Here is a 23,708-nt window from a genome sequence, read left to right as displayed (position 1 = left end):
GTTTAGTAGGATCGCCGATGGCCGCTTATCAATATGTGTATGTGATGAAGGATCTCACCAAGGCCTATCCGGGCGGGCGTGAGGTGTTCAAGGGCATCACCCTCTCCTTCCTCCCTGGCGTGAAGATCGGCGTGCTCGGCGTCAACGGCGCCGGTAAATCGACCCTGCTGAAGATCATGGCCGGCATTGAGACCGAATATGGCGGCGAGGCCTGGGCGGCCGAGGGCGTGAAAGTGGGCTATCTGGCCCAGGAGCCGCAGCTCGATGCGACCAAAACCGTCGGCGAGAATGTCGCCGAGGCGTTCCAGGAGGTCCGCGCGGCGCTGAAGCGCTTCAACGAGATCTCCGAAGCCTTCATGGAGCCGATGGACGACGACAAGATGAACGACCTGCTGGCCGAACAGGCCCGCTTGCAGGAAATCATCGACACCAAGGATGGCTGGGATCTGGATCGGCAGATCGAGATCGCGCTCGACGCGCTGCGCTGCCCGCCCTCCGACTCCCCGGTGGACAAGCTCTCCGGCGGTGAGAAGCGCCGCGTAGCACTCTGCCGCCTGCTGCTGGAGAAGCCGGACATTTTGCTGCTCGATGAGCCGACCAACCATCTGGACGCGGAATCGGTGGCCTGGCTGGAGCGGACGCTGGAGAATTATACCGGCACCGTCATTCTCATCACCCATGATCGCTACTTCCTGGATAACGTCACCAACTGGATCCTGGAAATCGAGCGTGGCCGCGGCTACCCGTATGAGGGTAACTACTCCTCCTGGCTGGAGCAGAAGCAGAAGCGCCTGGCCCAGGAAGAGAAGGAAGAATCCTCCCGCCAGCGTGCGCTGGCCGAGGAGCGGGAATGGATCAACGCCTCCGCCAAGGCCCGCCAGACCAAGTCCCGCGCGCGTATCCAGCGCTATGAGGAAATGCTGGCCAAGTCCCAGGAACTGGCCGGCGGCGTCGCGGAAATCGTCATCCCGCCCGGCCCGCGCCTGGGCGGCACCGTCATCGAGGCGCAGGATCTCTGCAAGGGCTTCGGCGACCGCGAGCTGATCAACGGGCTGAATTTCAAGCTGCCGCCGGGCGGTATCGTCGGCGTCATCGGCCCGAACGGGGCGGGTAAATCCACGCTGTTCAAGATGATCACCGGCGCCGAACAGCCGGATTCCGGGGCGCTGAAAATCGGCGAGACGGTGAAGCTCGGCTATGTCGACCAGAGCCGCGACAGCCTGGATGACAACAAGAATGTCTGGGAGGAAATCTCCGGCGGCACCGATGTCATCTATCTCGGCAAGCGCACCATCGCCTCGCGCGCTTATGTCGGCGCCTTCAACTTCAAGGGCGCGGACCAGCAGAAGAAGGTCGGCATCCTCTCCGGCGGTGAGCGCAACCGCGTGCATCTGGCCAAGATGCTGAAATCCGAAGCCAACGTCATCCTGCTCGATGAGCCGACCAACGATCTCGACGTCGATACGCTGCGCGCCCTCGAAGAGGCGCTGATGGAATTCGCCGGCTGCGCCGTGGTCATCTCCCATGATCGCTGGTTCCTCGACCGCCTCGCCACCCATATCCTGGCCTTCGAGGGCGACAGCCATGTCGAATGGTTCGAAGGCAACTTCCAAGCCTACGAAGAAGACAAGCGCCGCCGCCTTGGCCAGGACGCCGCCGAGCCGCACCGTATCAAATACCGGCCGCTGACGCGGTAATTCCGGCTCCGTGCTGGGACGCAGGCCTGCCAAAGGGGGACGCTGTCCCCCTTCGATCCCCCTGCAAAGGGCCGAGAGGCCCTTTGATCCCATTCTATTCGGGTCTTGGGGATGGAGGGCGCGCGCCTTTGCCTCTCAACCCCCCTTGCCTGCGCGCGCCCTCCCTCCCCAAGACCCGGGTGGGTTCCAAGGGCCTTCCGGCCCTTGGCGGGGGGGCGTCACGCCGCAGGCGTGCCTTCGGCACGACGGGGGCAGCGCCCCCCTTGGTATGCCAGCGTACGATCAAGGTGCCCCGGCATGACCGTGACATCGGCCTGGTGCGTTGAGACGGCGCGGTTGCGGATGGCGCCGGTGGGGTATTGGGATTTACCGGATTTGATCCGGCTGAAGGGGGATCCGCGGGCTTATGCGCTGATGCTGGGCGGGGTGCGCTCGCGGTTGCAGGTGGCGGCGGAGTTGGCGCAGGATATTCAGGATTGGGGCCGGCATGGGTATGGCATGTGGGCGGTGCGGGCGCGGCGCGGCAAGTTTGTGGGCATCACGGCGCTGATGCATCGGCCGGACGGGCGCGGCGTGGCGCTGCGCTTTGCGTTCTATCCGGAGGCGCGCGGGATTGGGCTGGCGCGGGAGGCGGCGGCGGCGGCGTTGGTCTATGCGCATGATCTCGCCAGGCTGCCAGTGGTGATCGCGGTGGCGCGGGAGGATAATCATGGCTCGCGGCAGGTGTTGAATTCCATCGGCATGTCACGAAGCGGCGAATTTCAGCGGGATGGACATTTAATGATTATATACCAATCAGTTAATCAATCCGAACCAGGGTGAATTCGGCGTAACGCCGCGCATTTCCCCTTGCCCGCGCGGCGGGTTTTGAAGCTAAAACGGGGCGTGACACGGCAAGAGCATAAATCGATCCTGGAGTTTCTGGAGGAGACGCTCAACCGCTCTGTGGAGCCGTTGGATGTCGAAGCCGATGCGATCATCCGGGCCTATTTCAAGCGCCATCCGGACGCCGCCTATCATATCACCAAGCTGGCCATGAACTTGTCGGCGCCGCTGCCGGTGGATGAGCCGAAGCGGCGCGGCTGGTTCTCTGCGCTGCACGCCCGGCACGGTTGAAACGCCGGCGGCTTGCCCGCCACGCCGCGCCGCCGCATAGATTTCGATTCATGACCGAATATGCCGCACGAATTGGCCGCACCGCGCTGGCCGCCACCTTTGCCATGGCCGCCCGGGCCCGTGCCTTGCGGGCGGAGGGCAAGGATGTGATCTCGCTCTCGCTTGGCGAGCCGGATTTTCCCACCCCCGCCCCTGTGGTCGAGGCCGCCCATGCGGCGGCGCTGCGGGGCGAGACCAAATATCCGCCGCTGGGCGGGATCGAGCCGTTGCGTGCGGCGATCGCGGAAAAATTCACCCGTGAGCATGGGCTGCCGGTGCGCGCGCAGGATGTGCTGGTCACCAATGGCGGCAAGCAGGGGATTTTCAACATTGTGATGGCGTTGATCGGCGCCGGGGATGAGGTGATCATTCCGGCTCCGGCCTGGGCGGGCTATGAGCAGACGGTGAAATTCGCCGGCGGCGTGCCGGTGTTCGTGCCTTGTCCGCAAGAGCAAGGCTTCGTGTTGCAGCCCGAGGCGCTGGCCCAGGCGATTACCGGGCGCACCAAGCTGTTGCTGCTGAATTATCCGAGCAACCCGTCCGGGGCGACGATTTCGCGCGAGGGGCTGGCGGCATTGGCCGAGGTGCTGCGGCATTATCCGCATGTCTGGGTGCTCTCGGACGATATTTACGAGCATCTGCTGTTTGGCGGCGCGCAGCACCACACGTTGCTGGGGGTGGCGCCGGATTTGCGGGACCGGGTGGTGACCTTGTCCGGCGTCTCCAAGACCTATGCGATGACCGGCTGGCGGATTGGCTGGTGCATCGGCCCGGCGGAGATGATCAAGGCGGCGACCGTGGTGCAGGCGACGGCGACCTCGGGCGTCTCCTCCATCGGCCAGGCGGCGGCGCTGGCGGCGCTGACCGGGCCGCAGGAATTTCTGGCCGAGCGCGTGGCCTCTTATGAGGAACGGCGCGATGCGGTGGTCGCGGCGCTCAACCAGATCCCCGGCCTTTCATGTCATCGGCCGGAGGGGGCGTTTTATGTGTTTCCGAGCATTGCCGGGTGCCTGGGCAAGACCACGCCGGCGGGCCGGGTGATCGGCTCGGACGATGATTTCGCCATGGCCTTGCTGGAGGAGGCGCAGGTCGCCGTGGTGCAGGGTTCGGCCTTCGCGCTCAGCCCGCATATCCGGATTTCCACCGCCACCGCCCTGCCCCGGCTGCTGGAGGCCTGCCAGCGCATTTCGGGCTTCTGCAACGCGCTGCGGTAACGCGCGGCGCCAACACTGGCCTTGCGCCACGGCGCGGCGACGCCACATGCAGGGAACCTAAAAAAGAGGAGACCTGCATGAGCGTTAAGGAAGTTCTCTATAAGGCCCATGGCCACGCCACCGGCGGACGCGCCGGCAAGGGCGCCACCGATGACAACAAGGTGAATGTCACGCTGAGCGTGCCGAAGGGGCTGGGCGGGGATGATGGGCCGGGCACCAATCCGGAACAGCTTTTCTCCGTGGGCTATTCCGCCTGCTTCCTGGGGGCGCTGAAGGTCGTCGCCGGCAAGGAGAAGGTGAAGCTGCCGGAGGATACCAAGGTTTCCGCTGAAATCGGCATCGGCCCGCGTGAGGATGGCGAGGGGTTTGGCATCACCGCGGCGCTGACCATCTCCGCCAATGGGGTGGATAAGGCGCAGCTGGAGGATCTGGTGCAGAAGGCGCATATCGTCTGCCCCTATTCCAACGCCATTCATAAAAGCGTGGATGTGAAGCTCAGCGTCGCCTGAGGCTGAATCGGCGTCGCGGAGCACGGCTTCGCGGCGCCAAAAACCCGTGTAGTTTAAAAGATGAAAGGGGGGATGGTGGAGCTAAGCGGAATCGAACCGCTGACCTTCTGCATGCCATGCAGACGCTCTACCAATTGAGCTATAGCCCCATACCGTTTCCGGGAGAAGATCGCCCGTACCGTTTGGTGGAGCGGCGTATAAACCGGACCGGCGGAGGCTGGCAAGTGGGCGGGAGAAGAAAATTTTCACGCCTTGAGACCGCGCCGGTTTGCCTTCCCCTGAGGCCGAAAACGGGCTAACCCCCGGCTGATGGTCAAAGTTCGCTTCGCCCCCAGCCCCACCGGCTATCTGCATGTCGGCAATGCCCGCGCCGCCTTGGTGAATTTCATGTTTGCCCGGCGCGAGGGCGGACAATTCCTGCTCCGGCTCGATGATACCGATACCGAGCGCGGCCGGCCGGAATATGAGCAGGGCATTTATGAGGATCTGCGCTGGCTCGGCATCGAATGGGACGCGTTCGCCAAACAGTCCGAGCGCAGCGCGCGCTATGAGGAGGTCGCGGAAGCGTTGAAGGCCTCCGGGCGGCTTTATCCCTGCTTCGAGAATGAGGATGAGCTGGCGGCCAAGCGCGCCGCGTTGATCAAGCGCAAGCTGCCGCCGGTTTATGACCGCCACGCGCTGAGCATGACGCCCGCCCAGCGCGCCGCCGCCGAGGCCAATGGCAAGCGGCCTTACTGGCGCTTCAAGCTCTCCGATGAGGCGGTGTCCTGGAATGACCTGGTGCTGGGGGCGCGCAATATCAAATTGCCGACCGTCTCCGACCCGGTGCTGATCCGCGCCGATGGCTCGCCGCTTTATACCTTCACCTCGGTGGTGGACGATTCGGATATGGGCATCACCCATATTATTCGCGGCGAGGATCACGTCTCCAACACCGCCGTGCAGATCGATCTGTTCCGCGCCATCGCCCGCAAGCCGGTGCCGCGCTTCGCGCATCTGCCGCTGATCTCGGGCGGGGATGGGGAGAAGCTCTCCAAGCGCATCGGCTCGATCTCGCTGCGCTCGCTGCGCAAGGATGGCATCGAGCCAGGGGCGATCACCGCCTATCTGGCGCGGCTGGGGACCAGCAAGGATGCGGTGGCGCTGCCGCTGGCCGAGCTGATCGCGCAATTCTCGCTGAATGATTTCTCCCGCTCGCCGCCGCGTTTCGATGCCGGGCAGATGCTCGGGCTGAACCGCAAGCTGCTGCATCATTTGCCCTTCGAGGCGGTGAAGGAGCGGCTGCCCGAGGGCGCCGGGCCGGAATTCTGGGAAGCGATCAAGGGCAATCTGGATCTGCTGCGCGAGGCGCGGCGCTGGTGGGCGGTGGTCGCGGGGGAGATCGTCACGCCGGAACTGCCGGATGAGGCGGTGGCGGTGATTGCGAAGGCGGCCGAGACCTTACCGGATGAGCTGAATGCCGCGACGTGGAAAGCCTGGACCGCGGCGATTGCCGCCGCCACCGGTGCCAAGGGCAAGGCGCTTTACCAGCCGCTACGCCTGGCCTTGACCGGCGAGGAGCACGGGCCGGAGATGGCGCCGCTGCTGGCGCTGATGGGCCGGGAACGCGCGGCCAGGCGGCTTGGCGCCTGCGTTGCCGCGAACGTCCGCCCCGGCTAAGACAAACCGGCAAAGGGGAAAGAGCCGCGTGGTCGATATTTTTGATGAAGTCTCGGAAGATCTGCGCCAGGAGCGCGCTTTGCGCCTGGCCAAGCGCTATGGCGGGCTGCTGATCCTCGCCGCATTGCTGGTTCTGGGTGGCGTCGCCGGCCAGGAACTTTGGCAAAATCATCAGAAACACCAGGCTGAGGCGGCGGCGAGCAAATATCTCGCGCTGACCGCGCAGGTCGATCAGCCGGACGGGCAGCTGACGCAGGACCAGGCGGCGAAGACCGCGCAGGCGCTGGTCGCCTTCGCCGATACCGCGCCGGAGACCTACAAGACCCTGGCCCGGCTGCGCGCCGCCGGGCTCTATGCGAACATGAATGACGACAAGGACGCCGCACCGCTCTGGACCCGGGTGGGCGCGGATGAAGCCGCCCCGACGCTGCTGCGCGATGCCGCCAACCTGCTCTGGGCGCAGCATGAGATCGGCACCGCCAGCGACAGCGACATTCTGGCGCGCATCCAGCCGATGGTGCAGGCGCAGAACCCCTATCACGGGCTGGCGCGCGAGGTGCAGGCGCTGGTTTATCTGCACCAGGGGAACATGGCGATGGCCAAATCCCTGTTTGCCCAGGTTCAGGCCGATCCCGGCGCGCCGGAAGGTGCCCGCAACCGCGCCCAAGCCATGCTTGCCAAGTTGAACGGATGAGACAGCCCATGATTCGTCGCCGCACCGCCTCTGTCGGCCTGCTTGCCATGCTCGCCGCCTGCTCCTCGCCCAAGAAAACCCCGATTCTGGGTGTGCAGATCCCGGTTCTGCCGGATCAGTCCGGCATGGATGTGGCGGCCGACGCCCCCGCCGTGACGCTCCCCGCCCCGAGCGCGCTGAATGCCTGGCCGCAGCCTTTCGCCAATGCCAGCCACGCGCCGGGCAATGTCGCCGGGCCGGTGAATTTCGCCCAGCGCTGGCAGGTTGGAATCGGCGCGCCCGGCGGCTATCGCCAGCCGCTGATGGCCAGCCCCCTGGTCGCCGGTTCCCGCGTTTTCGTGATGGATGCGGATGCGCATGTACGCGCCCTCTCGCTCACGGACGGGGCGACGATCTGGCATGCGGATACCCGCCCGAAGCACGTGACCACGCTGAATATCGGCGGCGGCATCGCGTATGATGCGGGGCTGATCTATGCCAGCACCGGCTATGGCGAGGCGCTGGCGCTGGATGCCGCTTCGGGCAAGATCCTGTGGCGCCAGAAGCTAGAATTCGCGGCGCGTTCGGCACCGCTGGTGGCGGCCGGGCTGGTGGCCATCGTCACCCAGAACGACCAGTTGCTGACCTTCGAGGCCAAGTCCGGCACGCCGAGCTGGCGCTTCTCCGGCGTCGTCGGCACGCCGCCGCAGGCGGCGGCGGGTGTCACCGGCGCCCCGGCTTTCGCGGATGGCAATATCGTCGCGGGCTTCTCGACCGGGCTGCTGGCGGCGGTGGATGCCAGCTCCGGCACGCCGGTCTGGGAGCAGAGCCTCGCCGCCGGCTTCGGCCAGGCCAGCACGCTGGATATGTCCGACATCGTGGCGACCCCGGTGATCGCGGGCGGGGTGGTTTATGCGCTGAACATGGATGGCAGCTTCATGGCGGTGGATCTGCATTCCGGCGCCAAGGTGTGGACGCATCAGGCCTCTGGCAACCAGACCCCGGCGGCCTCCGGCGGGTTCATCTTCCTGCTCGATGCCAGCGAGACGCTGTTCGCCGTGCATGCGGATGACGGGCTGGTGAGCTGGGCGACCCAGCTGCAGCCCTTCAAGAACATGAAGAAGAAGAAAAACCCGATCAACTGGGCGGGCCCGGCGCTGATCAACGGCATGCTGGTCTGCGTCAATGATCATGGCGAGGCCGCCATCGTGGACGCCACCAGCGGCAAGCAGATGCAGAGCGTGAAACTGGCCGGCCCGGCGGACCTTGCCCCCATCGCGGTGGGCGGGATGATGCTGCAGCTGACCCGCGATGGGCGTTTGACCGCCTATGGTTGAGCTGCCGCGAATCGTCATTGCCGGGCGGCCGAATGTCGGCAAATCGACCTTGTTCAACCGTCTCGTCGGCAGCCGTCTGGCGCTGGTGGCCGACACACCGGGCGTGACCCGCGACCGCAAGGAAGCGGTATGCGAGATGGATGGCCGCAAGGTGGTGATGGTGGATACCGCCGGGCTGGAGGAAGCGCCGCCGGACACGTTGCCGGGGCGCATGCGCGCCTCCACCTCCACGGCGGTGGATCAGGCCGATCTGGTGCTGTTCGTGTTCGACGCCAAGGCCGGGCTGCTCCCGGAGGACCGGCATTTCGGCACCTGGCTGCGCCGCAAGGACCGGCCAGTGCTGGTGATCGCCAACAAGGCCGAGGGCAAGGGCGGTGCCGCCAATGCCATGGAGGCCTATGAGCTGGGCTTTGGCGAGCCGGTGGCGGTTTCGGCCGAGCATAATGAGGGCATTTACGACCTGATGAGCGAGATCGCCGCACGCCTGCCCGAGCCGCAGGCGCTGGGCGAGGATGGCGAGGAACTGCCGCTGCATCTGGCCATTGTCGGGCGCCCGAATGCCGGCAAATCGACGCTGCTGAATTACCTGCTCGGCGAGGAGCGGATGATCACCGGGCCGGAACCCGGCCTGACCCGCGATGCGGTTTCCGCCGATTTCGAGGGGCCGGATGGCAAGCTCTACCGGGTGGTGGACACTGCCGGTTTGCGCAAGCGCGCCAAGGTGGATGAGGGTTTGGAGAAAATGTCCACCTCCTCCTCGATCGAGGCGCTGAAGCGGGCCGAGATGGCGGTGCTGGCGATCGACGCCGTGCAAGGCGTGCAGGAGCAGGATCTGCAGATCGCCCGGCTGATCGAACGCGAAGGCCGGGCCTGCGTGATCGCGCTGACCAAATGGGATGCGGTGGAGGACCGGCCGGATGCGAAGAAGGCGGCTTTGGACCGCATCTCGATCTCGCTGAGCCAGATGAAGGGCATCACCGTGGTGCCGCTCTCGGCGGAGACCGGCGAGGGGGTGAAGAAGCTCTTCCCCGCGATCCGCGACACCTACGAGAAATGGAACACCCGTTTCCCGACCAGCCAGCTCAATCGCTGGTTCGAATCCGCGCTGGAGCGGTTTCCGCCGCCGCTGGTGGATGGGCGCCGGCTCAAGCTGCGCTATATCACCCAGATCAAGGCGCGGCCGCCGACCTTCGCGCTGTTCGGCACCCGCGCCGAGCAGGTGCCGGAGACCTATCAGCGCTATCTGGTCAACAGCCTGCGCGAGGTGTTCGAGATGCCGGGGGTGCCGATCCGCATATATCTGCGCGGCACCAAGAACCCGTTCGAAGGCAAGGACTGAACGCAACATGGCGCAGGGCGGGATGGATGGCGCCTTCACCGCCCTTGCCCGCCGCCTGCGCTCGCCTGAATGGACGGATGATCTGTTCGGCCCGCCCCGGATTGTCGGGCCGGAATTCGACGACCTGGCCCTGCAGACCGGGCCCGCGGATTGGAGCCCGGCGCAGGCCGCCTTGTTTACGCAGCTGCAGAGGATCAAGCCCCGGCACAAGCTCGCCGCCGTGGTCTCCGCCTGCAATGACGCGCTGATTCTGCCGGAATGGATCGCGCATCATCTGGCCATCGGCGTCGAGAAGATCTTCGTCTACACCAACGACAACCAGGACAAGACCGAGGAATTGCTGCGCTGGTTCGCGCAACATGCCCCGGTGACGCTGCTGCCGACGCGGCTGGGCCGGCCGGTGGATGTGCAGATCAAGAATTTCCATCACGCCCTCTTCATGCTGCCGGAATTGCGGCTTTATGAGTGGGTGGCGTTCCTCGACAGCGACGAATTCCTGCTCCCCGCCGCGCGCTTCGAGCATTCGCTGCCAAAGATGCTGGATGCGGCCCCCGCCGATGCGGCGGCCGTGCTCTTTCCCTGGCATTGGCGGCTATGGCGCTTCGAGCTGACGCGGCCAGAAGGTCTGCTGGCGACGCATTACCCGCACGCCACCCCGCATTATCTGGCCAAATCCGTCACCAGGCTGGATCAGGTCGCTTCCTTCCACCAGAAGCATTTCCCGGAATTCGCCACCCCGAAGCGGCTTTATGACACGGCGTTTCGCCCGATCGAGCAGGGCACGAACTGGCATCTCGATATGAAAACCGGCGAGGGCGGCTGGACGGAGCATTTCTGGGGGCGCTCTTTCGCCGAATTCGTCGTCAAGAAACGGCGGGGGGAGGCTCTGGGGCTGACGGAGTCGCATTTTCTGCGGGATTTCGAGACCTATTTCAGCTGGACCTCGCCGCCGACCGCCGAAAATTACCATCCCTGGCCGCCGGCGCTGCTGGAGACACTCCAGAGCCGGCTGGCGGGGTTTGGCAAGGACCCGTATTTCGCGGCGCTGCGCGCGCAGATCCAGACTTCGTTCGCGGCCCAAGGTGCGGCGCTGCGCCAGGATGCGGCACTTTACGGAGTGTTCGAGGAGATGAGCCGGCGCTTTGCGCCGGCCGGCTGAGTGGCTTTTCAAACAGTCTCTCAGCCCTCCTTCAGCATCTCCAGCTCCAGCCAGCGCTCCTCGGCTGCCTGCAGCCGGGCGTGCAGCGCCGCCAGGGACGCGCTGGCGGCGGCGAATTTTTTCGGGTCTTTCGTATAAAGATCCGGCAGGGCGAGAGTTTCATTGAGCTTGCCGAGCTGCAGCTGCATCTTCGCCATCTCGTCATTGAGCTGCTTCAGCTCGTGCTGCTCCTTGAAGGACATTTTCGCCTTCGCTGGCGGGGAAGCGGGGGCGGCTTGTTTGGGCGCGGCTTTCTTGTCGATTTTCCCGGCCTTGGCCGCTGCGGTGACGCCTTCCCCGCGCTGGGCCAGCATATCCGCATAGCCGCCGGCATATTCCAGCCAGCGTCCCTGCCCTTCGGACATCAGCACCGAGGTGCAGACGCGGTCGAGGAAATCACGGTCATGCGAGACGACGATGACGGTGCCGGGATACTCGCCGAGCATCTCCTGCAGCAGATCCAGCGTTTCCAGGTCGAGATCGTTGGTCGGCTCGTCCAGCACCAAGAGATTAGAGGGCTTGGTCAGCGCCAGCGCCAGCAACAGCCGCCCGCGCTCGCCCCCCGAGAGCGTACCGACCGGGGTGCGGGCCTGTTCCGGCTTGAACAGGAAATCCTTCATATAGCCGATCACATGCCGGGCCTGGCCGCCGACCACCACCTGGTCGCTATTGCCACCGGTCAGCGTATCGGCCAGCGAGGCGTTGGGGTTCAGCGTGGCGCGCTGCTGGTCGAGGGTCACCACCTCCAGCGCCGTGCCCAGCTTCACCGCCCCGTCATCGGGTGCCAGCTGGCCGAGAATGAGCTTCAGCAGGGTCGATTTACCGGCCCCGTTCGGCCCGACAATGCCGAGCCGGTCGCCGCGCAGGACGCGGAAGGTGAGATCGCGCACGATCTGGCGCGCGCCGAAGCTCTTGGAGATGGCGTCGGCATCGACGACGATCTTGCCCGAGGTCGCGGCATCCAGGCTCGCCAGCTTCGCGGTGCCGAGCTTATGGGTGAAATTGCGCCGCTCCGCGCGCAGGCTGTGCAGCCCGGCGAGGCGTTTGACATTGCGTTTGCGCCGCGCGGTGACGCCGTAGCGCAGCCAGTCTTCCTCCCGGGCGATCTTGCGGCCGAGCTTGTGGAATTCCTGCTCCTCCTGCTCCAGCACCTCGTCGCGCCAGGCCTCGAAATGGGCGAAGCTGCGGTCCAGCCGCCGGGTCTGGCCGCGATCCAGCCAGACCATCGAGCGCGAGAGATTTTCCAGGAAGCGCCGGTCATGCGAGATCAGCACCAGCCCGCTGGAGAGGGATTTCAGCTCGCCTTCCAGCCATTCAATGGCCGGCAGATCGAGATGGTTGGTCGGCTCGTCGAGCAGCAGCAGATCCGGCGCGGGGGCCAGGGTGCGGGCCAGGGCGGCGCGGCGCGCCTCACCGCCGGAGAGGCGTGAGGGGGCCTCATCGCCGTTGAGCCCGAGTTCGCCCAGCAGATAGCGGACGCGATATTCATCGTCATTCGGGCCCAGCCCGGCCAGGACATAATCCATGACGGTCTGATACGCCGAGAGGTCCGGCTCCTGGGGGAGGTAGCGCATGGTGGTCCCCGGCTGGAGAAAGCGCGTGCCGGAATCGAGCGCCACCTCGCCGGAGGCGATTTTCAGCAAGGTGGATTTGCCGGAGCCGTTGCGCCCGACCAGGCAGATGCGCTCCCCGGCGCCAACGGACAGGCCCGCCCCCTGCAAAAGCGGCACAGAGCCGAGGGTGATGGAGATATCGGTGAGCAGAAGCAAGGGAGGCGCCATGCGCGCTGTTTGGCGCATGCGCTGCCCAGGTTCAAGCCGGGCTCAGGGCGAGAGCGGTTTCGCCGGGCCGGCGGAGGTGTAGCCGGCCGAGCGCGGCAGCGGCGGAATCGGCGCCAAGGCGGGCGCGGTTTGGGTCGGGGGGCAGGTTACAGAGCTGGGCTGCGGCGGCTGGGTGTCCGCTTGGGCCGGGGCTGGCGGAAGAGCGCCGCTGGCATCCGCCGGCTGATCCGGCTGGGCGGCCGCGGATGCTGGCTGGGGTTGCGGGTGTTTTCGTTCATAGCGCCGGCCCGCCTCGAACCCTTCATCATAGGCGGCCTGCTTGACATGCGCCAGCTCGGCCGGGGTCATCGTGATGGTGTCCATCGCCGGGGAAGGCTGCGCCTGCCGCTCCGGCTTCGCCGCGCAGCCGGACAACATTCCCACGAGACCAACGCCGAGCACCAGGTACCGTAAGCTGAAAGCGGGCATCATCATTACAAGCTGAATAGCCCAGAGCCATCTTGCCGTCACCTGATGACCCCATTCATTCCGCCTGCGCAGCGCGCGCCAGGATGCGCGCTGGCCTGGCGCCTGTGCTCCACGGTCAAATGCGCGCCGACCGAAGCTGACTAGAGTGCGATGCCTCGCTTGGCCCGCGCCTTGCTTAACAATCTGGAGGAGCTGTTATGACGAGGCTGGGCTTGAAGCGCTTGAATGTGATCCGGGTGGCAGGGCTAATAAACGCCTTCAAGGCGCGGCATTGATTGTAAAAGGCGAGAAATTGTGAAACCATTCAATGCAATAGCCAAAAATCCAGCGAAAGGGTTGCCGGTTTGAAGCGTAATCGACGAGGCCGCTTTATAATTCTGGCCGACAGCCTTGCCGCTGACGGCGGAATTTTCGGCTGGGCACCGCCCGCCGCAATATCCCGGGATTTAAAAAAGCGCCTGTTTTTTCAGCGCTCCGGCATCTCCCAGCCGCTTAATCCATCAGGCGATGTGTCGCCCATCCCCGCCCCCCTCGCCGGAGCCTCCGCATGATCCCCGCGCCATCGACCCGCCATGATGTCAGGCTGGAAAATGTCATCAAGCAATTTGGCGGCTGGACGGCTGTCGACAATATCTCCCTGAGCATCGAAGGGGGGGAGTTTTTCTCGCTTCTGGGGCCGTCGGGATGCGGCAAATCGACGACCTTGTCGATGATCGGCGGCTTTGAGTCGCCGAGCGCCGGGGCGATCTATCTCGATGGCGAGGATGTCAGCCGCCAGCCCTCTTATAAGCGCGACGTGAACACCGTGTTCCAGTCCTATGCGCTGTTTCCGCATCTGACGATTTTCGAGAATGTCGCTTTCGGGCTGCGCCGCAAGGGGGTGAAGAGCGACGAGGTGACCCGGCGCACCAATGAAATGCTGGAACTGGTCGATCTCGCTGGCTTCGCCAAGCGCAAGCCCGGCCAGCTCTCCGGCGGCCAGGCGCAACGCGTCGCCCTGGCCCGCGCGCTGGTCAACAAACCCAAATTATTGTTGCTGGACGAGCCGCTCGGCGCGCTGGATCTGAAGCTGCGCAAACAGATGCAGATCGAGCTGAAGCGCATCCAGAGCGAGGTGGGCATCACCTTCCTGTTCGTCACCCATGACCAGGAAGAGGCGATGGCGATGTCCGACCGGCTGGCGGTGATGTCCAAGGGGCGGATCGAACAAATCGGCACGCCGGCCGATGTCTATGACCATCCCGCGACGGAATTCGTCGCCTCCTTCCTCGGCGCCTCCAACCTGCTGCCCGGCACCATCACCGCCCAGAACGGAGCGCAGGCGCAGGTGACGTTGGAGGATGGCGCGATCATCACCCTGCCGCGCGCGGTGCTGGCGCAAATCGCCGGGGACAAGGTGAAAATCGGCGTCAGGCCGGAGAAATTCCATGTTCTGCAGCCCGGCGAGCCACGCCCCGACGGGTGGAACGAGATCGAGGCGATTGCCGGCGTTTCGGTCTATCTCGGGGTCAGCCGGCAATATGAAATGGAGAGCAAGACCGGGCGGGCGCTGAGCGTCTATGCCCAGAATTCCGGCCGCCAGGAGGATATTCCCCCCGGCAGCGCCGTCCGCCTCACCTGGAATCCGGCCCACACATTCGCGGTCACCGGCACTTAAATCCAATCTGAAGGAGAGTAGCATGAGCCAAGACGATCAAAGCGGCGATAAATCGATGCAGGCCTTCTATCGCGGCATGACGCAGCCGCGGCTGAGCCGGCAGAATTTCATGCGCGGCGCCGGGGCGGCGATGATGGCGGCCCTGGCCCCGCAGCTCGCCCGCGCCGAGACGGTGAAGGACTGGAAGGCCTGGTGGGCCAGCCAGAAGCCGACCAAGGAGTTCGTCTTCGCCAACTGGCCGCTCTATATCGACACCTCGACCGACGGCAAGGATCGCCCCTCGATCGACGCGTTCGAGAAGCAGACCGGGATCAATGTCACCTATAAAGAGGTGATCCAGGAGGATGCGCCGTTCTACGCGCAGATCGCCCCGGTGCTGAAATCCGGCCAGCCGAGCGGCTACGACATGATCGTGATGACCGATGGCTGGTATCTCACCGAGCTGCTGATGCAGAAATTCCTGGTGCCGATCTGGCGTGAGAAAGTACCGAATTTCGACAAATACGCCGCCCCCAGCGTGAAGAACCCGCCTTACGATCCCGGCAACAAGCATACGATGGTGTGGCAGTCCGGCCTGACCGGCATCGCCTATAACCCGAAAATGACCAAGCGCGAGATCACCAGCTATGAGGATCTCTGGGACCCGGCCTTCGCCGGCCATGTCGGCATGTTCTCCGACGTGCAGGAGCTGGGCTGTGCCGGCCTGCTGAAGCTGGGCATCAACCCGACCACCTCGACCCCGGCGGAATGGGAAAAGGCGGCGGCGACGCTGAAGGAGCAGAAGGCCAAGGGGCTGGTGCGCCAATATTACGACCAGAGCTACATCAACGCGCTGGAGAATGGCGATATCTGGATCACCATGGCCTGGTCCGGCGACATCTATCAGGCCAATTCCAAGGGCTATAAGGATCTGAAATTCGTCGTGCCGAAGCAGGGCGCGGTGATCTGGCACGATAATATGTGCATCCCGGTCGGCGCCAAGAACCCGCTCTCGGCGCTGGAATGGATGAATTATTACTACACGCCGGAAGTGGCCGGCATGGTCGAGGATTATGTGAACTATATCTGCCCGGTGCCGGCGGCGAAGGATTACATCCTCAACGTCATCAAGGACCCGGCGGTGGCGAATTCGCCGCTGGTCTTCCCGCCGCAATCGGAGCTGGCGCGCGTGCATGAATATTACGCGTTCAAGAATTATGCCGACTACATGAAGTGGAACAACATCTTCAACCCGATCGTCCAGAGCTGAACGGAGAGACCCATGCGGCAGGCGCGCGGATTTTTGGCACCTTATCTCCTCAGCCTGCCGAGCTGGGTCTATCTGCTGGCGTTTTTTCTGATCCCGCTCGCCTCGATGTTGGGCATGGCGCTGGCCGTCGGCGATCCGATTTCCGGCTACACCATGTCCGACAATTACCAGGAGGTGATCGGCGCGTTCACTGGCTATGAGAGCTCCTTCGTCAGGTCGTTCTGGTACGGTACGGCCTCGACCGTGATCACGCTGGCGATCTCCTACCCGGTGGCCTACTGGATCGCCTTCTATGCCGGGCGGCATAAGAGCACCTACTTGTTCATCATCATGCTGCCCTTCTTCGTCTCCTTCGTGATCCGCGTGCTGGCCTGGGAATTCATCCTGTCCGATCAGGGCTTCCTGCTCGGGCCGTTGAAGGCGCTCGGCGTTCTGCCGGAGAGCTTTCGCATTCTCTCGACCAAATGGGCGGTGATCGGCGGGCTGGTCTATAACAGCTTCGCCTATTACGTGCTGCCGCTTTATGTCGTGCTGGAAAAGATCGACCGGCGCCTGGTGCGCGCCGCCAATGATCTCTACGCCGCGCCCGCGACCGCCTTCATCAAGATCATCCTGCCGCTCTCGGCGCCGGGCATTTTCGCCGGGTTCCTGCTGGTCTTCGTCACCAATGTCGGCGATTATGTGAATGCGGCACTGCTCGGTGGTCCGGGCACCTACATGGTTGGCAACGTGATCCAGGATGCCTTCTTCCAGAGCCAGGATTATCCGCTGGCCGCCTCGCTCTCCTCGATCCTGATGCTGATGCTGATGATCGCCATTCTGCTCTATTCGAAAGCCTTCGGCACCGACGCGATCCAGGAGTATGCGGCGTGAGCACGATAACAGCCCGGATGCCCTCCGCCCACAAACCCAGCCGCCTCGGCGAGCGCATCCTCGCCTGCTTCACCTGGGCGATGATCATCTACACCATGCTGCCGATCGTGGTGATGGTGGTGTTCAGCTTCAACTTCGCGCCGGGCGGGCGCATCGCGCTCAACTGGCAGCATTTCACCCTGGCCAATTACGGCGATGCCTTCGCCATTCAGGATCTGACCGGAGCGCTGCAGCACTCGCTGGAAGTGGCGATCGGCAGCGCGCTGATCTCGGCGATCCTCGGCACGCCGCTGGCGCTGGCGCTGGCGCGGCATAAATTCTGGGGCAAGACGGCGACGGATATCGTCATTTTCGCCGACATCGCCGCACCGGCGGTGGTGGTCGGCGCCTCGCTGCTGTCGCTGTTCCTGGCGCTCAACCTGCCGCGCGGGCTGCTGACCATTCTCATCGCGCATGTCGCCTTCAACCTGGCCTTCGCGGTGGTGGTGATCCGCGCCCGTGTCTCCGGGCTGGACCGCGCGCTGGACCGCGCCGCCGCGGATCTGGGGGCAACGCCGTGGGTGGCGTTCTGGACGGTGACCTTTCCGCTGATCCTGCCCGGGATCGTCGGCGCCTGCATGCTCTGCTTCATGCTCTCCATCGACGATCTAATCATCACCACCTTCGTCGCCGGGCAGACCCTCACCTTCCCGCTCTGGGTCTATGGCGCGGTGAAAGTCGGCATTCCGCCGCAGGTCTTTGTCCTGTCCACCTTCATCTTCGCTGGCGGGGTGGTGCTGGCGGTCATCAACTCCGCCATCGCGCATCGCAAATCGGCGGCGTAGATCGTCTTCGCCGTAGGGTTTTCCGGATCGTTTGGACACATAAACTGCCGTAAAATGCGCCACCTGGCCGTTCCGGGCTGGCGCATTTTTCACTTGCAAACCTATCTGCCCGCTCTTACCACACATCATGGAGAGAAGGGCTGAAGCCCGAAAGGTGCATAAGTACCTAAATATAATAAGATTAGACGGGATAGGAACGCGACCCCATCATGCAACCTTTTCGCCTCGCGTCGACTGAGAAGCCATCCTCCCCCAACGCCTCCGGATTGGGGGTTGACCCGGGAGATATTAGCCGCTCCTGGCAGCGTTGCCGAACCGCCGGGCTGACCCCGGAGCAGAACCGGACCGATTTTCCGCATCTCTCATCCTCGGAACGGCGGATCGCCTCCGAACGCCATGCCGCGCTGATCACCCAGGCGCGGCCGGTGATGGATTATTTTTTCAGCCAGATCAAAGATTCCGGCTGTATCATGCTGCTCTCCGACGAAACCGGCTATGTGCTCGAATCCGCTGGGGATCTCGATTTCTGCACCCGCGCCTCGAAGGTGGCGCTCACCCAGGGGGCGTGCTGGGCGGAGGATGCGCGCGGTACCAACGCCATCGGCACCGCGCTGATCGAAGGCAAGCCGATCGTCGTCAACGGCACCGAGCATTATCTGCGCCATAACAGCTTCCTGGCCTGCGCGGCGGCGCCGCTGACCGAGCCGGGTGGCCATCTGCTCGGGGTGATCGATATTTCCTGCGATTCCCGGCGCTATCACCCGCATACGTTCGGGCTGGTCCGGGCCGCGGCGCAGATGATCGAGAACCGGATTTTCGAGATCTCCTTCATCAACCATACCAAGCTGCGCTTCCATTATTCCTCCGAATGCCTCGGCAGCATGATGGAAGGGGCGATCGCCATCGACGAGGAAGGGGTGATTCTCGGCGCCAACCGCTCCGGCTTCGCGCTGCTGGGATTGCGGCCGGAGGATATCGGCACCCAGGAGTTCAGCCGCTATCTCGGCCTGACATTGCGCGACCTCATTCAGCTGGACCGGCGCACCCATGGCGGGCCGCTGATGGTGCATCCGCGCCGGGGCGAGACGCTGTTTCTGGCGGTCGATCAGATGCGCGCCCCGCTGATCCGCCGTCCCGCCGCGACGCAGCAGCCGGAAGTGCCGAAGACCGACGCGCTGGATGCGCTGGATACCGGCGATGCACGGGTGACCAAGGCGATCAGCCAGTTGCGGCGGGTGCTGGGGCGCAAGGTGCCGGTGCTGCTGCAAGGTGAGACCGGGGCCGGCAAGGATTATTTCGCCCGCGCCATCCATGAGGCGGGCCCGCGCGCCAGCGGCCCCTTCGTGGCGGTGAACTGCGCGGCATTGCCGGAAACCTTGATCGAGGCCGAGCTGTTCGGCCATGCGCCAGGCGCCTTCACGGGCGCCCGCAAGGATGGCGCGCCGGGACGCATCCGCGAGGCGCATGGCGGCACGCTGTTCCTGGATGAAATCGGCGATATGCCGCTTTCCATGCAGACTCGGCTGTTGCGGGTGCTGGAAGAAGGCGTCGTCACCCCGATCGGCGGCAAGCCGGTGGCGGTGGATTTCCTGCTGGTCAGCGCCACCCATGCGGATTTCTCGACCCGGATCGCCGAGAAGAGCTTCCGCGAGGATCTCTATTACCGGCTCAACGGGTTGGCGATTTCGCTGCCGCCCTTGCGCGAGCGGACGGATCTGCCGGCCTTGATCGCGCGGATCCTGGAGCGGGAATCGCAGGGACGACGCGGCGGCGCCCCCGCCCTGGCGCCGGAACTGGCCGCGGCCTTCGCGCGTTACCGCTGGCCGGGCAATCTGCGCCAGCTTGCCGGCATGCTGCGCACCGCCTGCCTAATGCTCGACGAAGATGAGACCGAGATGACGCTGAATCATCTGAGCGAGGAGGCGATGCTGGAGCTGACCAGCCAGCAGCCGAGCATGCCGAGCCTGGGGGCGGAGCCGCAGAACGGCACGCTGCGCGCCCAGTCCGATGCGGTGATTGCCGGTGCCGTGGCGGAGGCGGGCGGCAATATCGCCGCGGCCGCGCGGGCCCTGGGGATCAGCCGCAATACGCTCTACCGGCGCCTGGCGGCGATGCGCCCGCACTGAATTTAGAGCGAGATGGGTTTACACCCACTCGCTCTACTTATGTTTTGGCGAGCAATTTCATGCGTTGCGGGTGACGCTGCCGCGTCAACCGCAACGCATATTGCTCTAACCGCCGGGGGGGCGCCAGTGTGCGCCCGGCCTCCGGCTTCCGGCAATGCTGTCTGCGGCTGGGCTGGTTTGACACGAATCAAGGGCTGAGACGCCGCCAGGAGGATATCCTGGCGGCGTTTTACATGAGAGGCCCCAATGATCGTCGCGGATGTCATGACCAGGGATGTGGTCGCCATCGATCCCCAAACCAGCCTTGCCACCGCCGCCGGGTGGATGGTGAGCCATCAAATCAGCGGGCTGCCTGTGCTGGACCAGGCCGGGCGGCTGGTGGGCATACTGAGCGAAGGCGATCTGCTGCACCGGCCCGAGCTTGGCACCTGCGGCAAGCAGGCTGGCTGGATGCGCGGCATCATGCGCGCGGAGATTCTGGCGGCGGATTATGCGCATACCCATGGCCGGCAGGTGGGCGATGTGATGACGCGCAACCCGAGTTTCGTGCGCCCGGATCTACCGCTGGCCAAGGCCGCCGATCTGATGCGACAGAAACAGGTGAAGCGCCTGCCGGTGCTGCAGGGCGAGACGCTCGTCGGGATGCTGTGCCGGTTCGATATTCTGCGCGCCCTGGCGCCGTTGCTGGATGAAGCGCCGCAAGAGGCTGCGGATGAGCAGATCCGCGCCGCGATCGCGCAGGCAATGGCGGCGGAGCCCTGGGCGCCGCGGCAGGGTATTTCCTTTGAGGTCCGCAACGGCGCGGTGCGCATCGCCGGCCATGTCGGCTCGCCGCAGGAAGCCCGGGCGCTGTGCATTCTGGCGGCCAATATCGCCGGGGTGGTCAGTGTCGAGGATCAACTTGTGGTGTCGCGGAGCGTGATGAATTTCGCGGCGGAGGCAGAATAAAATCAGGGCTTGATCTGGATCAAGGACGTTACGCGCGCAACCGCGCATAAGATCTTTATCCCAAAGCGGATACACTCCCCAAACTTGGCCCTGTCATGAAGCTCATGGCAGGGTCTTTTCTTCCCGATCATCGGCAGCGGGCATATTGGGGATGGTTCAGCTGGGGAAGCCAGGCCTCAGCGCGGCACCACTAGGCTGCGCATGGCGGCGATATGCGCCTCTTCCTCTTCCAAAATCAGCCGCAGCAAGGCGGCGCTGCCTTTGTCGCGCGGGGCCAGGAAGCGGATCGCCGCGCGGTAGAGTTTCACCATGTCCCGCTTGGCCAGAAGGCTGCTGACGACGACCGGCAAGGTATCGCCGGCCTCGCGGGCGATCAGCTCGCCGGCGGGCGGCGGGCTGCTGCCGAGCGCTTCCAGCCGCTGGGTCAGCTGCGCGGCGTGCCGGCGTTCCATCGCCTCGCGCCGGGAGAGGGTTTCGCGCAGAATCTCGGAGGGGATCTGTTCCGGGCGGGCCAGCAGCAGCTCATAGCGCCGCGCCGCCAGCAATTCGACCTGATGCAGCAGTTTCAGCAAGGCGAGGCCGGTCTCGGCGGGGATCGGGCGGATGCGGATCAACCGCCCCGCCTCCTCGCGCAAGGCGGCGATCTGTGCGGCGAATGAGAGAGGCGGCGGCTCAGACGGCACGGGCGTGGCGGGGCTGCGGCTGGCTGGCATCGCGGGTCAGGTAACGGTCGAACAAGGCGGCGACATTACGCACGAACAGGCGGCCCGGTTCCGTCACGCGCAGAGACCGGCCATTCCATTCGACCAGACCATCGGCGGCGAAGCCGGAGAGCGGCTGCGCATCCGCCAGCAGCGGCGCCGGGTCCGCTCCGAACAAAGCCGCGACGGCCGGCAGATCCACCGCCAGATCGCACATGATGCGTTCGATCACGGCGCGGCGCAGCCGGTCATCGGGCTGCAGAGCGAAGCCGCGCACGATCGGCAGGCGGCCGTTGAAGACGGCTTCCTCGTAAGCGGGAATGCGCGGCTGGGTCTGCACATAGCCCCCAGGTAGCGCACCAATGGCGCTGGCGCCAAGCCCGAGCAGGACCGGCGCGGCATCGACCATATATCCCTGGAACCCGCGTTGCAGCGCGCCGGCCCGCAAGGCCTGGGCCATCTCGTCCTCGGGCCGGGCGTAATGATCGAGGCCGATGGGCAGCAGCCCGCCTTCCTGTTCCAGCACCTGCCGGATCGCGGTTTCCTGGTGCAAGCGGGCGGTCGAGTCCGGCAAGGTGGCCTCGGGGATCAGCGCCTGGTGCTTCTTCATCCAGGGCACATGCGCATAGCCGAACACCGCGACGCGGTCCGGCGAGAGCGCCAGCGCCAGGCGGGCGGTGCGCGCCACCGAGGCTTCGGTTTGCAGCGGCAGGCCGTAGATCAGATCGAGATTGAGGGAGGTGACGCCGAGGGCGCGCAGCCCGTCTGCGGCGTCCTGCGTTTGCGCGAAGCTTTGCGGCCGGCCGATCGCGGCCTGCACCGCCTCGTCGAAATCCTGCACCCCGAGGCTGGCGCGGTTGATCCCCATCCGGCCCAGCGTGGCGAGCTTGTCCGATGACAGAGCCACAGGGTCGATCTCGATGGCGATTTCCGCGTCCGCGGCGACATCGAAGCGCGTGCGCAGCAACGCCATCAATGTGGTCAGGCAGTCATCCGGCAGCGCGGTCGGCGTGCCGCCGCCCCAATGGATCTGGCTGACCCGCGCGCGCTGCCCCAGAATATCGGCCAGCAGGCCGATCTCGCGCGCCAGCGCCTCCGCATAGATGCGTTTCGGGCGTTCATGCCGGGCGACGCTGGTATGGCAGCCGCAATAGAGGCAGAGCCGGTCGCAGAAGGGTACGTGCAGATAGAGCGAGAGCGGTGAGGCTGGCGGCAATGCTGCGAGCCAGCGCTGATAATGCGCCGCGCCGATTTCCGCGGAGAAATGCGGGGCGGTGGGGTAGCTGGTATAGCGCGGCACGCGGCCATCATAGCGGGCGATCAGATCGGCATGGGTCATGGCCGGAGCCATGACATGCTGACCTGCCGCCCGCCTTGAGGAAGGTCAATCCGGCAGGAAATCCGGGACCGAGAGATAGCGCTCGCCGGTATCGTAATTGAAGCCGAGAATGCGCGCGCCTTCCGGCAGCTCAGGAAGCTTTTGGGCGATGGCCGCCAGCGTGGCGCCGGAGGAGATGCCGACAAGCAGCCCCTCCTTGGTCGCGGATTGGCGGGCGTAATCCTTGGCGTCATCGCCCTGGACGGTGATGACGCCATCGATGGCGCCGGCATGGAAATTCTCCGGCACGAAACCGGCGCCGATGCCCTGGATCGGGTGCGGGGCGGGCGCGCCGCCGGAGAGCACCGGCGAGGCCGCTGGCTCCACGGCGAAGACTTTCAACTGCGGCCAATGCTGTTTCAGCGTCTCGGCGACGCCGGTGATATGCCCGCCCGTGCCGACCCCGGTGATGATCACATCCAGCCCGTCCGGGAAATCAGCCAGGATCTCCTGCGCGGTGGTGCGGGTGTGCGCCTCGATATTCGCCGGATTTTCGAATTGCTGGGGGATGAAGGCCTCGGGATGCTCGGCCTTCAGCTCCAAGGCGCGGGCGATGGCGCCTTTCATGCCCTTTTCCTTGGGCGTGAGATCGAAGCTGGCGCCGTAGGCGCGCATCAGCCGGCGGCGCTCCAGCGACATGCTCTCCGGCATCACCAGGATCAGCCGGTAGCCCTTCACCGCCGCGACCAGGGCCAGCCCGACCCCGGTATTGCCGGAGGTCGGCTCGATGATCAGCCCGCCCGGCTTGAGCAGGCCGTCACGCTCGGCGGCTTCGATCATCGCCAGGGCGATGCGGTCCTTGATCGACCCGCCCGGATTGCCGCGCTCGGATTTCACCCAGACCTGCGCGGCGGGAAACAGGCGCGAGAGGCGGATATGCGGGGTTTTGCCAATGGTCTCCAGGACGGATTGAACAGGCATC

General features: G+C 65.0%; 21 protein-coding genes and 1 tRNA gene. 16 read left to right on the top strand and 6 right to left on the bottom strand.

The window, feature by feature from the left end:
- Nucleotides 1–17: 17 nt before the first annotated feature.
- The 5 genes from ettA (at nt 18) to T331_RS0113115 (ending at nt 4,575) form a co-directional block, all read left to right on the top strand.
- Nucleotides 18–1,697, top strand: a complete 1,680-nt coding sequence (ettA, locus tag T331_RS0113135) for an energy-dependent translational throttle protein EttA (RefSeq protein ID WP_008492032.1) — start codon at nt 18–20, stop codon at nt 1,695–1,697.
- A 297-nt stretch (nt 1,698–1,994) separates the two neighbouring features.
- On the top strand, nt 1,995–2,519 hold the full coding sequence (locus tag T331_RS0113130) for a GNAT family N-acetyltransferase (RefSeq protein WP_026440350.1): 525 nt from the start codon (nt 1,995–1,997) through the stop codon (nt 2,517–2,519).
- Between the two features lie 63 nt (nt 2,520–2,582).
- Nucleotides 2,583–2,813 carry a DUF2076 domain-containing protein gene (locus T331_RS0113125; RefSeq protein ID WP_026440349.1) on the top strand — a complete coding sequence of 77 codons (231 nt, stop codon included), beginning with the start codon at nt 2,583–2,585 and terminating at the stop codon, nt 2,811–2,813.
- 50 nt (nt 2,814–2,863) lie between these two features.
- Entirely contained in the window at nt 2,864–4,066 is a 1,203-nt protein-coding gene (locus tag T331_RS0113120) for a pyridoxal phosphate-dependent aminotransferase (RefSeq protein ID WP_035180154.1), read from the top strand.
- 77 nt (nt 4,067–4,143) lie between these two features.
- Nucleotides 4,144–4,575, top strand: a complete 432-nt coding sequence (locus T331_RS0113115; RefSeq protein ID WP_008492028.1) for an organic hydroperoxide resistance protein — start codon at nt 4,144–4,146, stop codon at nt 4,573–4,575.
- 73 nt (nt 4,576–4,648) lie between these two features.
- Here the strand turns inward: T331_RS0113115 and T331_RS0113110 are convergent.
- Nucleotides 4,649–4,724 (bottom strand) — tRNA-Ala (locus tag T331_RS0113110).
- A 160-nt stretch (nt 4,725–4,884) separates the two neighbouring features.
- Here T331_RS0113110 and gltX point away from each other — a divergent pair.
- Genes gltX through T331_RS0113085 form a run of 5 tightly spaced genes read left to right on the top strand, consistent with a single transcriptional unit; the run spans nt 4,885 to nt 10,742 of the window.
- Nucleotides 4,885–6,234 carry a glutamate--tRNA ligase gene (gene gltX, locus T331_RS0113105; RefSeq protein ID WP_026440347.1) on the top strand — a complete coding sequence of 450 codons (1,350 nt, stop codon included), beginning with the start codon at nt 4,885–4,887 and terminating at the stop codon, nt 6,232–6,234.
- Nucleotides 6,235–6,262: 28 nt separating this feature from the next.
- Complete coding sequence (locus T331_RS0113100; RefSeq protein ID WP_026440346.1) at nt 6,263–6,928, top strand: tetratricopeptide repeat protein; 666 nt, start codon at nt 6,263–6,265, stop codon at nt 6,926–6,928.
- An 8-nt stretch (nt 6,929–6,936) separates the two neighbouring features.
- On the top strand, nt 6,937–8,244 hold the full coding sequence (locus tag T331_RS0113095) for an outer membrane protein assembly factor BamB family protein (RefSeq protein ID WP_162173905.1): 1,308 nt from the start codon (nt 6,937–6,939) through the stop codon (nt 8,242–8,244).
- Nucleotides 8,237–9,583: a ribosome biogenesis GTPase Der gene (gene der, locus T331_RS0113090; RefSeq protein ID WP_008492023.1), complete on the top strand. Its 1,347-nt coding sequence runs from the start codon at nt 8,237–8,239 to the stop codon at nt 9,581–9,583. The genes T331_RS0113095 and der overlap by 8 nt, the downstream gene beginning before the upstream one ends.
- 7 nt (nt 9,584–9,590) lie before the next feature.
- The gene (locus tag T331_RS0113085) at nt 9,591–10,742 is read left to right on the top strand and encodes a glycosyltransferase family 2 protein (RefSeq protein WP_026440344.1); all 1,152 of its coding nucleotides are present in this window, start codon (nt 9,591–9,593) and stop codon (nt 10,740–10,742) included.
- 20 nt (nt 10,743–10,762) lie between these two features.
- Here the strand turns inward: T331_RS0113085 and T331_RS0113080 are convergent, their stop codons facing one another.
- Both T331_RS0113080 and T331_RS0113075 read right to left on the bottom strand, forming a co-directional pair.
- Nucleotides 10,763–12,562 (bottom strand): ABC-F family ATP-binding cassette domain-containing protein, encoded by a 1,800-nt coding sequence (locus T331_RS0113080; protein ID WP_026440343.1) that lies wholly within the window; start codon nt 12,560–12,562, stop codon nt 10,763–10,765.
- Nucleotides 12,563–12,604: 42 nt separating this feature from the next.
- Nucleotides 12,605–12,979 carry a hypothetical protein gene (locus T331_RS0113075; protein WP_035180151.1) on the bottom strand — a complete coding sequence of 125 codons (375 nt, stop codon included), beginning with the start codon at nt 12,977–12,979 and terminating at the stop codon, nt 12,605–12,607.
- Nucleotides 12,980–13,577: 598 nt separating this feature from the next.
- Here T331_RS0113075 and T331_RS0113070 point away from each other — a divergent pair.
- From T331_RS0113070 to T331_RS18370, 6 genes are all read left to right on the top strand, one after another.
- Nucleotides 13,578–14,687, top strand: coding sequence for an ABC transporter ATP-binding protein (locus T331_RS0113070; RefSeq protein WP_026440342.1), 1,110 nt, complete (start codon nt 13,578–13,580; stop codon nt 14,685–14,687).
- A gap of 22 nt (nt 14,688–14,709) precedes the next feature.
- Nucleotides 14,710–15,936 (top strand): polyamine ABC transporter substrate-binding protein, encoded by a 1,227-nt coding sequence (locus tag T331_RS0113065; protein WP_026440341.1) that lies wholly within the window; start codon nt 14,710–14,712, stop codon nt 15,934–15,936.
- Nucleotides 15,937–15,948: 12 nt separating this feature from the next.
- On the top strand, nt 15,949–16,809 hold the full coding sequence (locus T331_RS0113060) for an ABC transporter permease (RefSeq protein ID WP_008492016.1): 861 nt from the start codon (nt 15,949–15,951) through the stop codon (nt 16,807–16,809).
- Nucleotides 16,806–17,633, top strand: a complete 828-nt coding sequence (locus T331_RS0113055) for an ABC transporter permease (RefSeq protein WP_244876960.1) — start codon at nt 16,806–16,808, stop codon at nt 17,631–17,633. Before T331_RS0113060 ends, T331_RS0113055 begins: the two co-directional genes overlap by 4 nt.
- Before the next feature lie 266 nt (nt 17,634–17,899).
- Entirely contained in the window at nt 17,900–19,759 is a 1,860-nt protein-coding gene (locus tag T331_RS0113050; RefSeq protein WP_026440339.1) for a sigma-54-dependent Fis family transcriptional regulator, read from the top strand.
- A gap of 246 nt (nt 19,760–20,005) precedes the next feature.
- Entirely contained in the window at nt 20,006–20,707 is a 702-nt protein-coding gene (locus T331_RS18370; RefSeq protein ID WP_051622370.1) for a CBS domain-containing protein, read from the top strand.
- Nucleotides 20,708–20,883: 176 nt separating this feature from the next.
- Here the strand turns inward: T331_RS18370 and T331_RS0113040 are convergent, their stop codons facing one another.
- The 3 genes from T331_RS0113040 to cysK are packed head-to-tail and all read right to left on the bottom strand — an operon-like array spanning nt 20,884 to nt 23,707.
- Nucleotides 20,884–21,390, bottom strand: coding sequence for a ferritin-like domain-containing protein (locus T331_RS0113040; RefSeq protein WP_162173903.1), 507 nt, complete (start codon nt 21,388–21,390; stop codon nt 20,884–20,886).
- On the bottom strand, nt 21,380–22,759 hold the full coding sequence (gene hemN, locus T331_RS0113035; protein WP_081822252.1) for an oxygen-independent coproporphyrinogen III oxidase: 1,380 nt from the start codon (nt 22,757–22,759) through the stop codon (nt 21,380–21,382). Before hemN ends, T331_RS0113040 begins: the two co-directional genes overlap by 11 nt.
- A gap of 33 nt (nt 22,760–22,792) precedes the next feature.
- Nucleotides 22,793–23,707, bottom strand: coding sequence for a cysteine synthase A (gene cysK, locus T331_RS0113030; protein ID WP_026440336.1), 915 nt, complete (start codon nt 23,705–23,707; stop codon nt 22,793–22,795).
- Nucleotide 23,708: the final 1 nt, after the last annotated feature.

This window comes from Acidocella facilis ATCC 35904 (assembly GCF_000687875.1).
Taxonomy (GTDB): domain Bacteria; phylum Pseudomonadota; class Alphaproteobacteria; order Acetobacterales; family Acetobacteraceae; genus Acidocella; species Acidocella facilis.
Note: the sequence above shows the minus strand (reverse complement) of the source record. Positions and strands in the feature narration are given on the sequence as shown.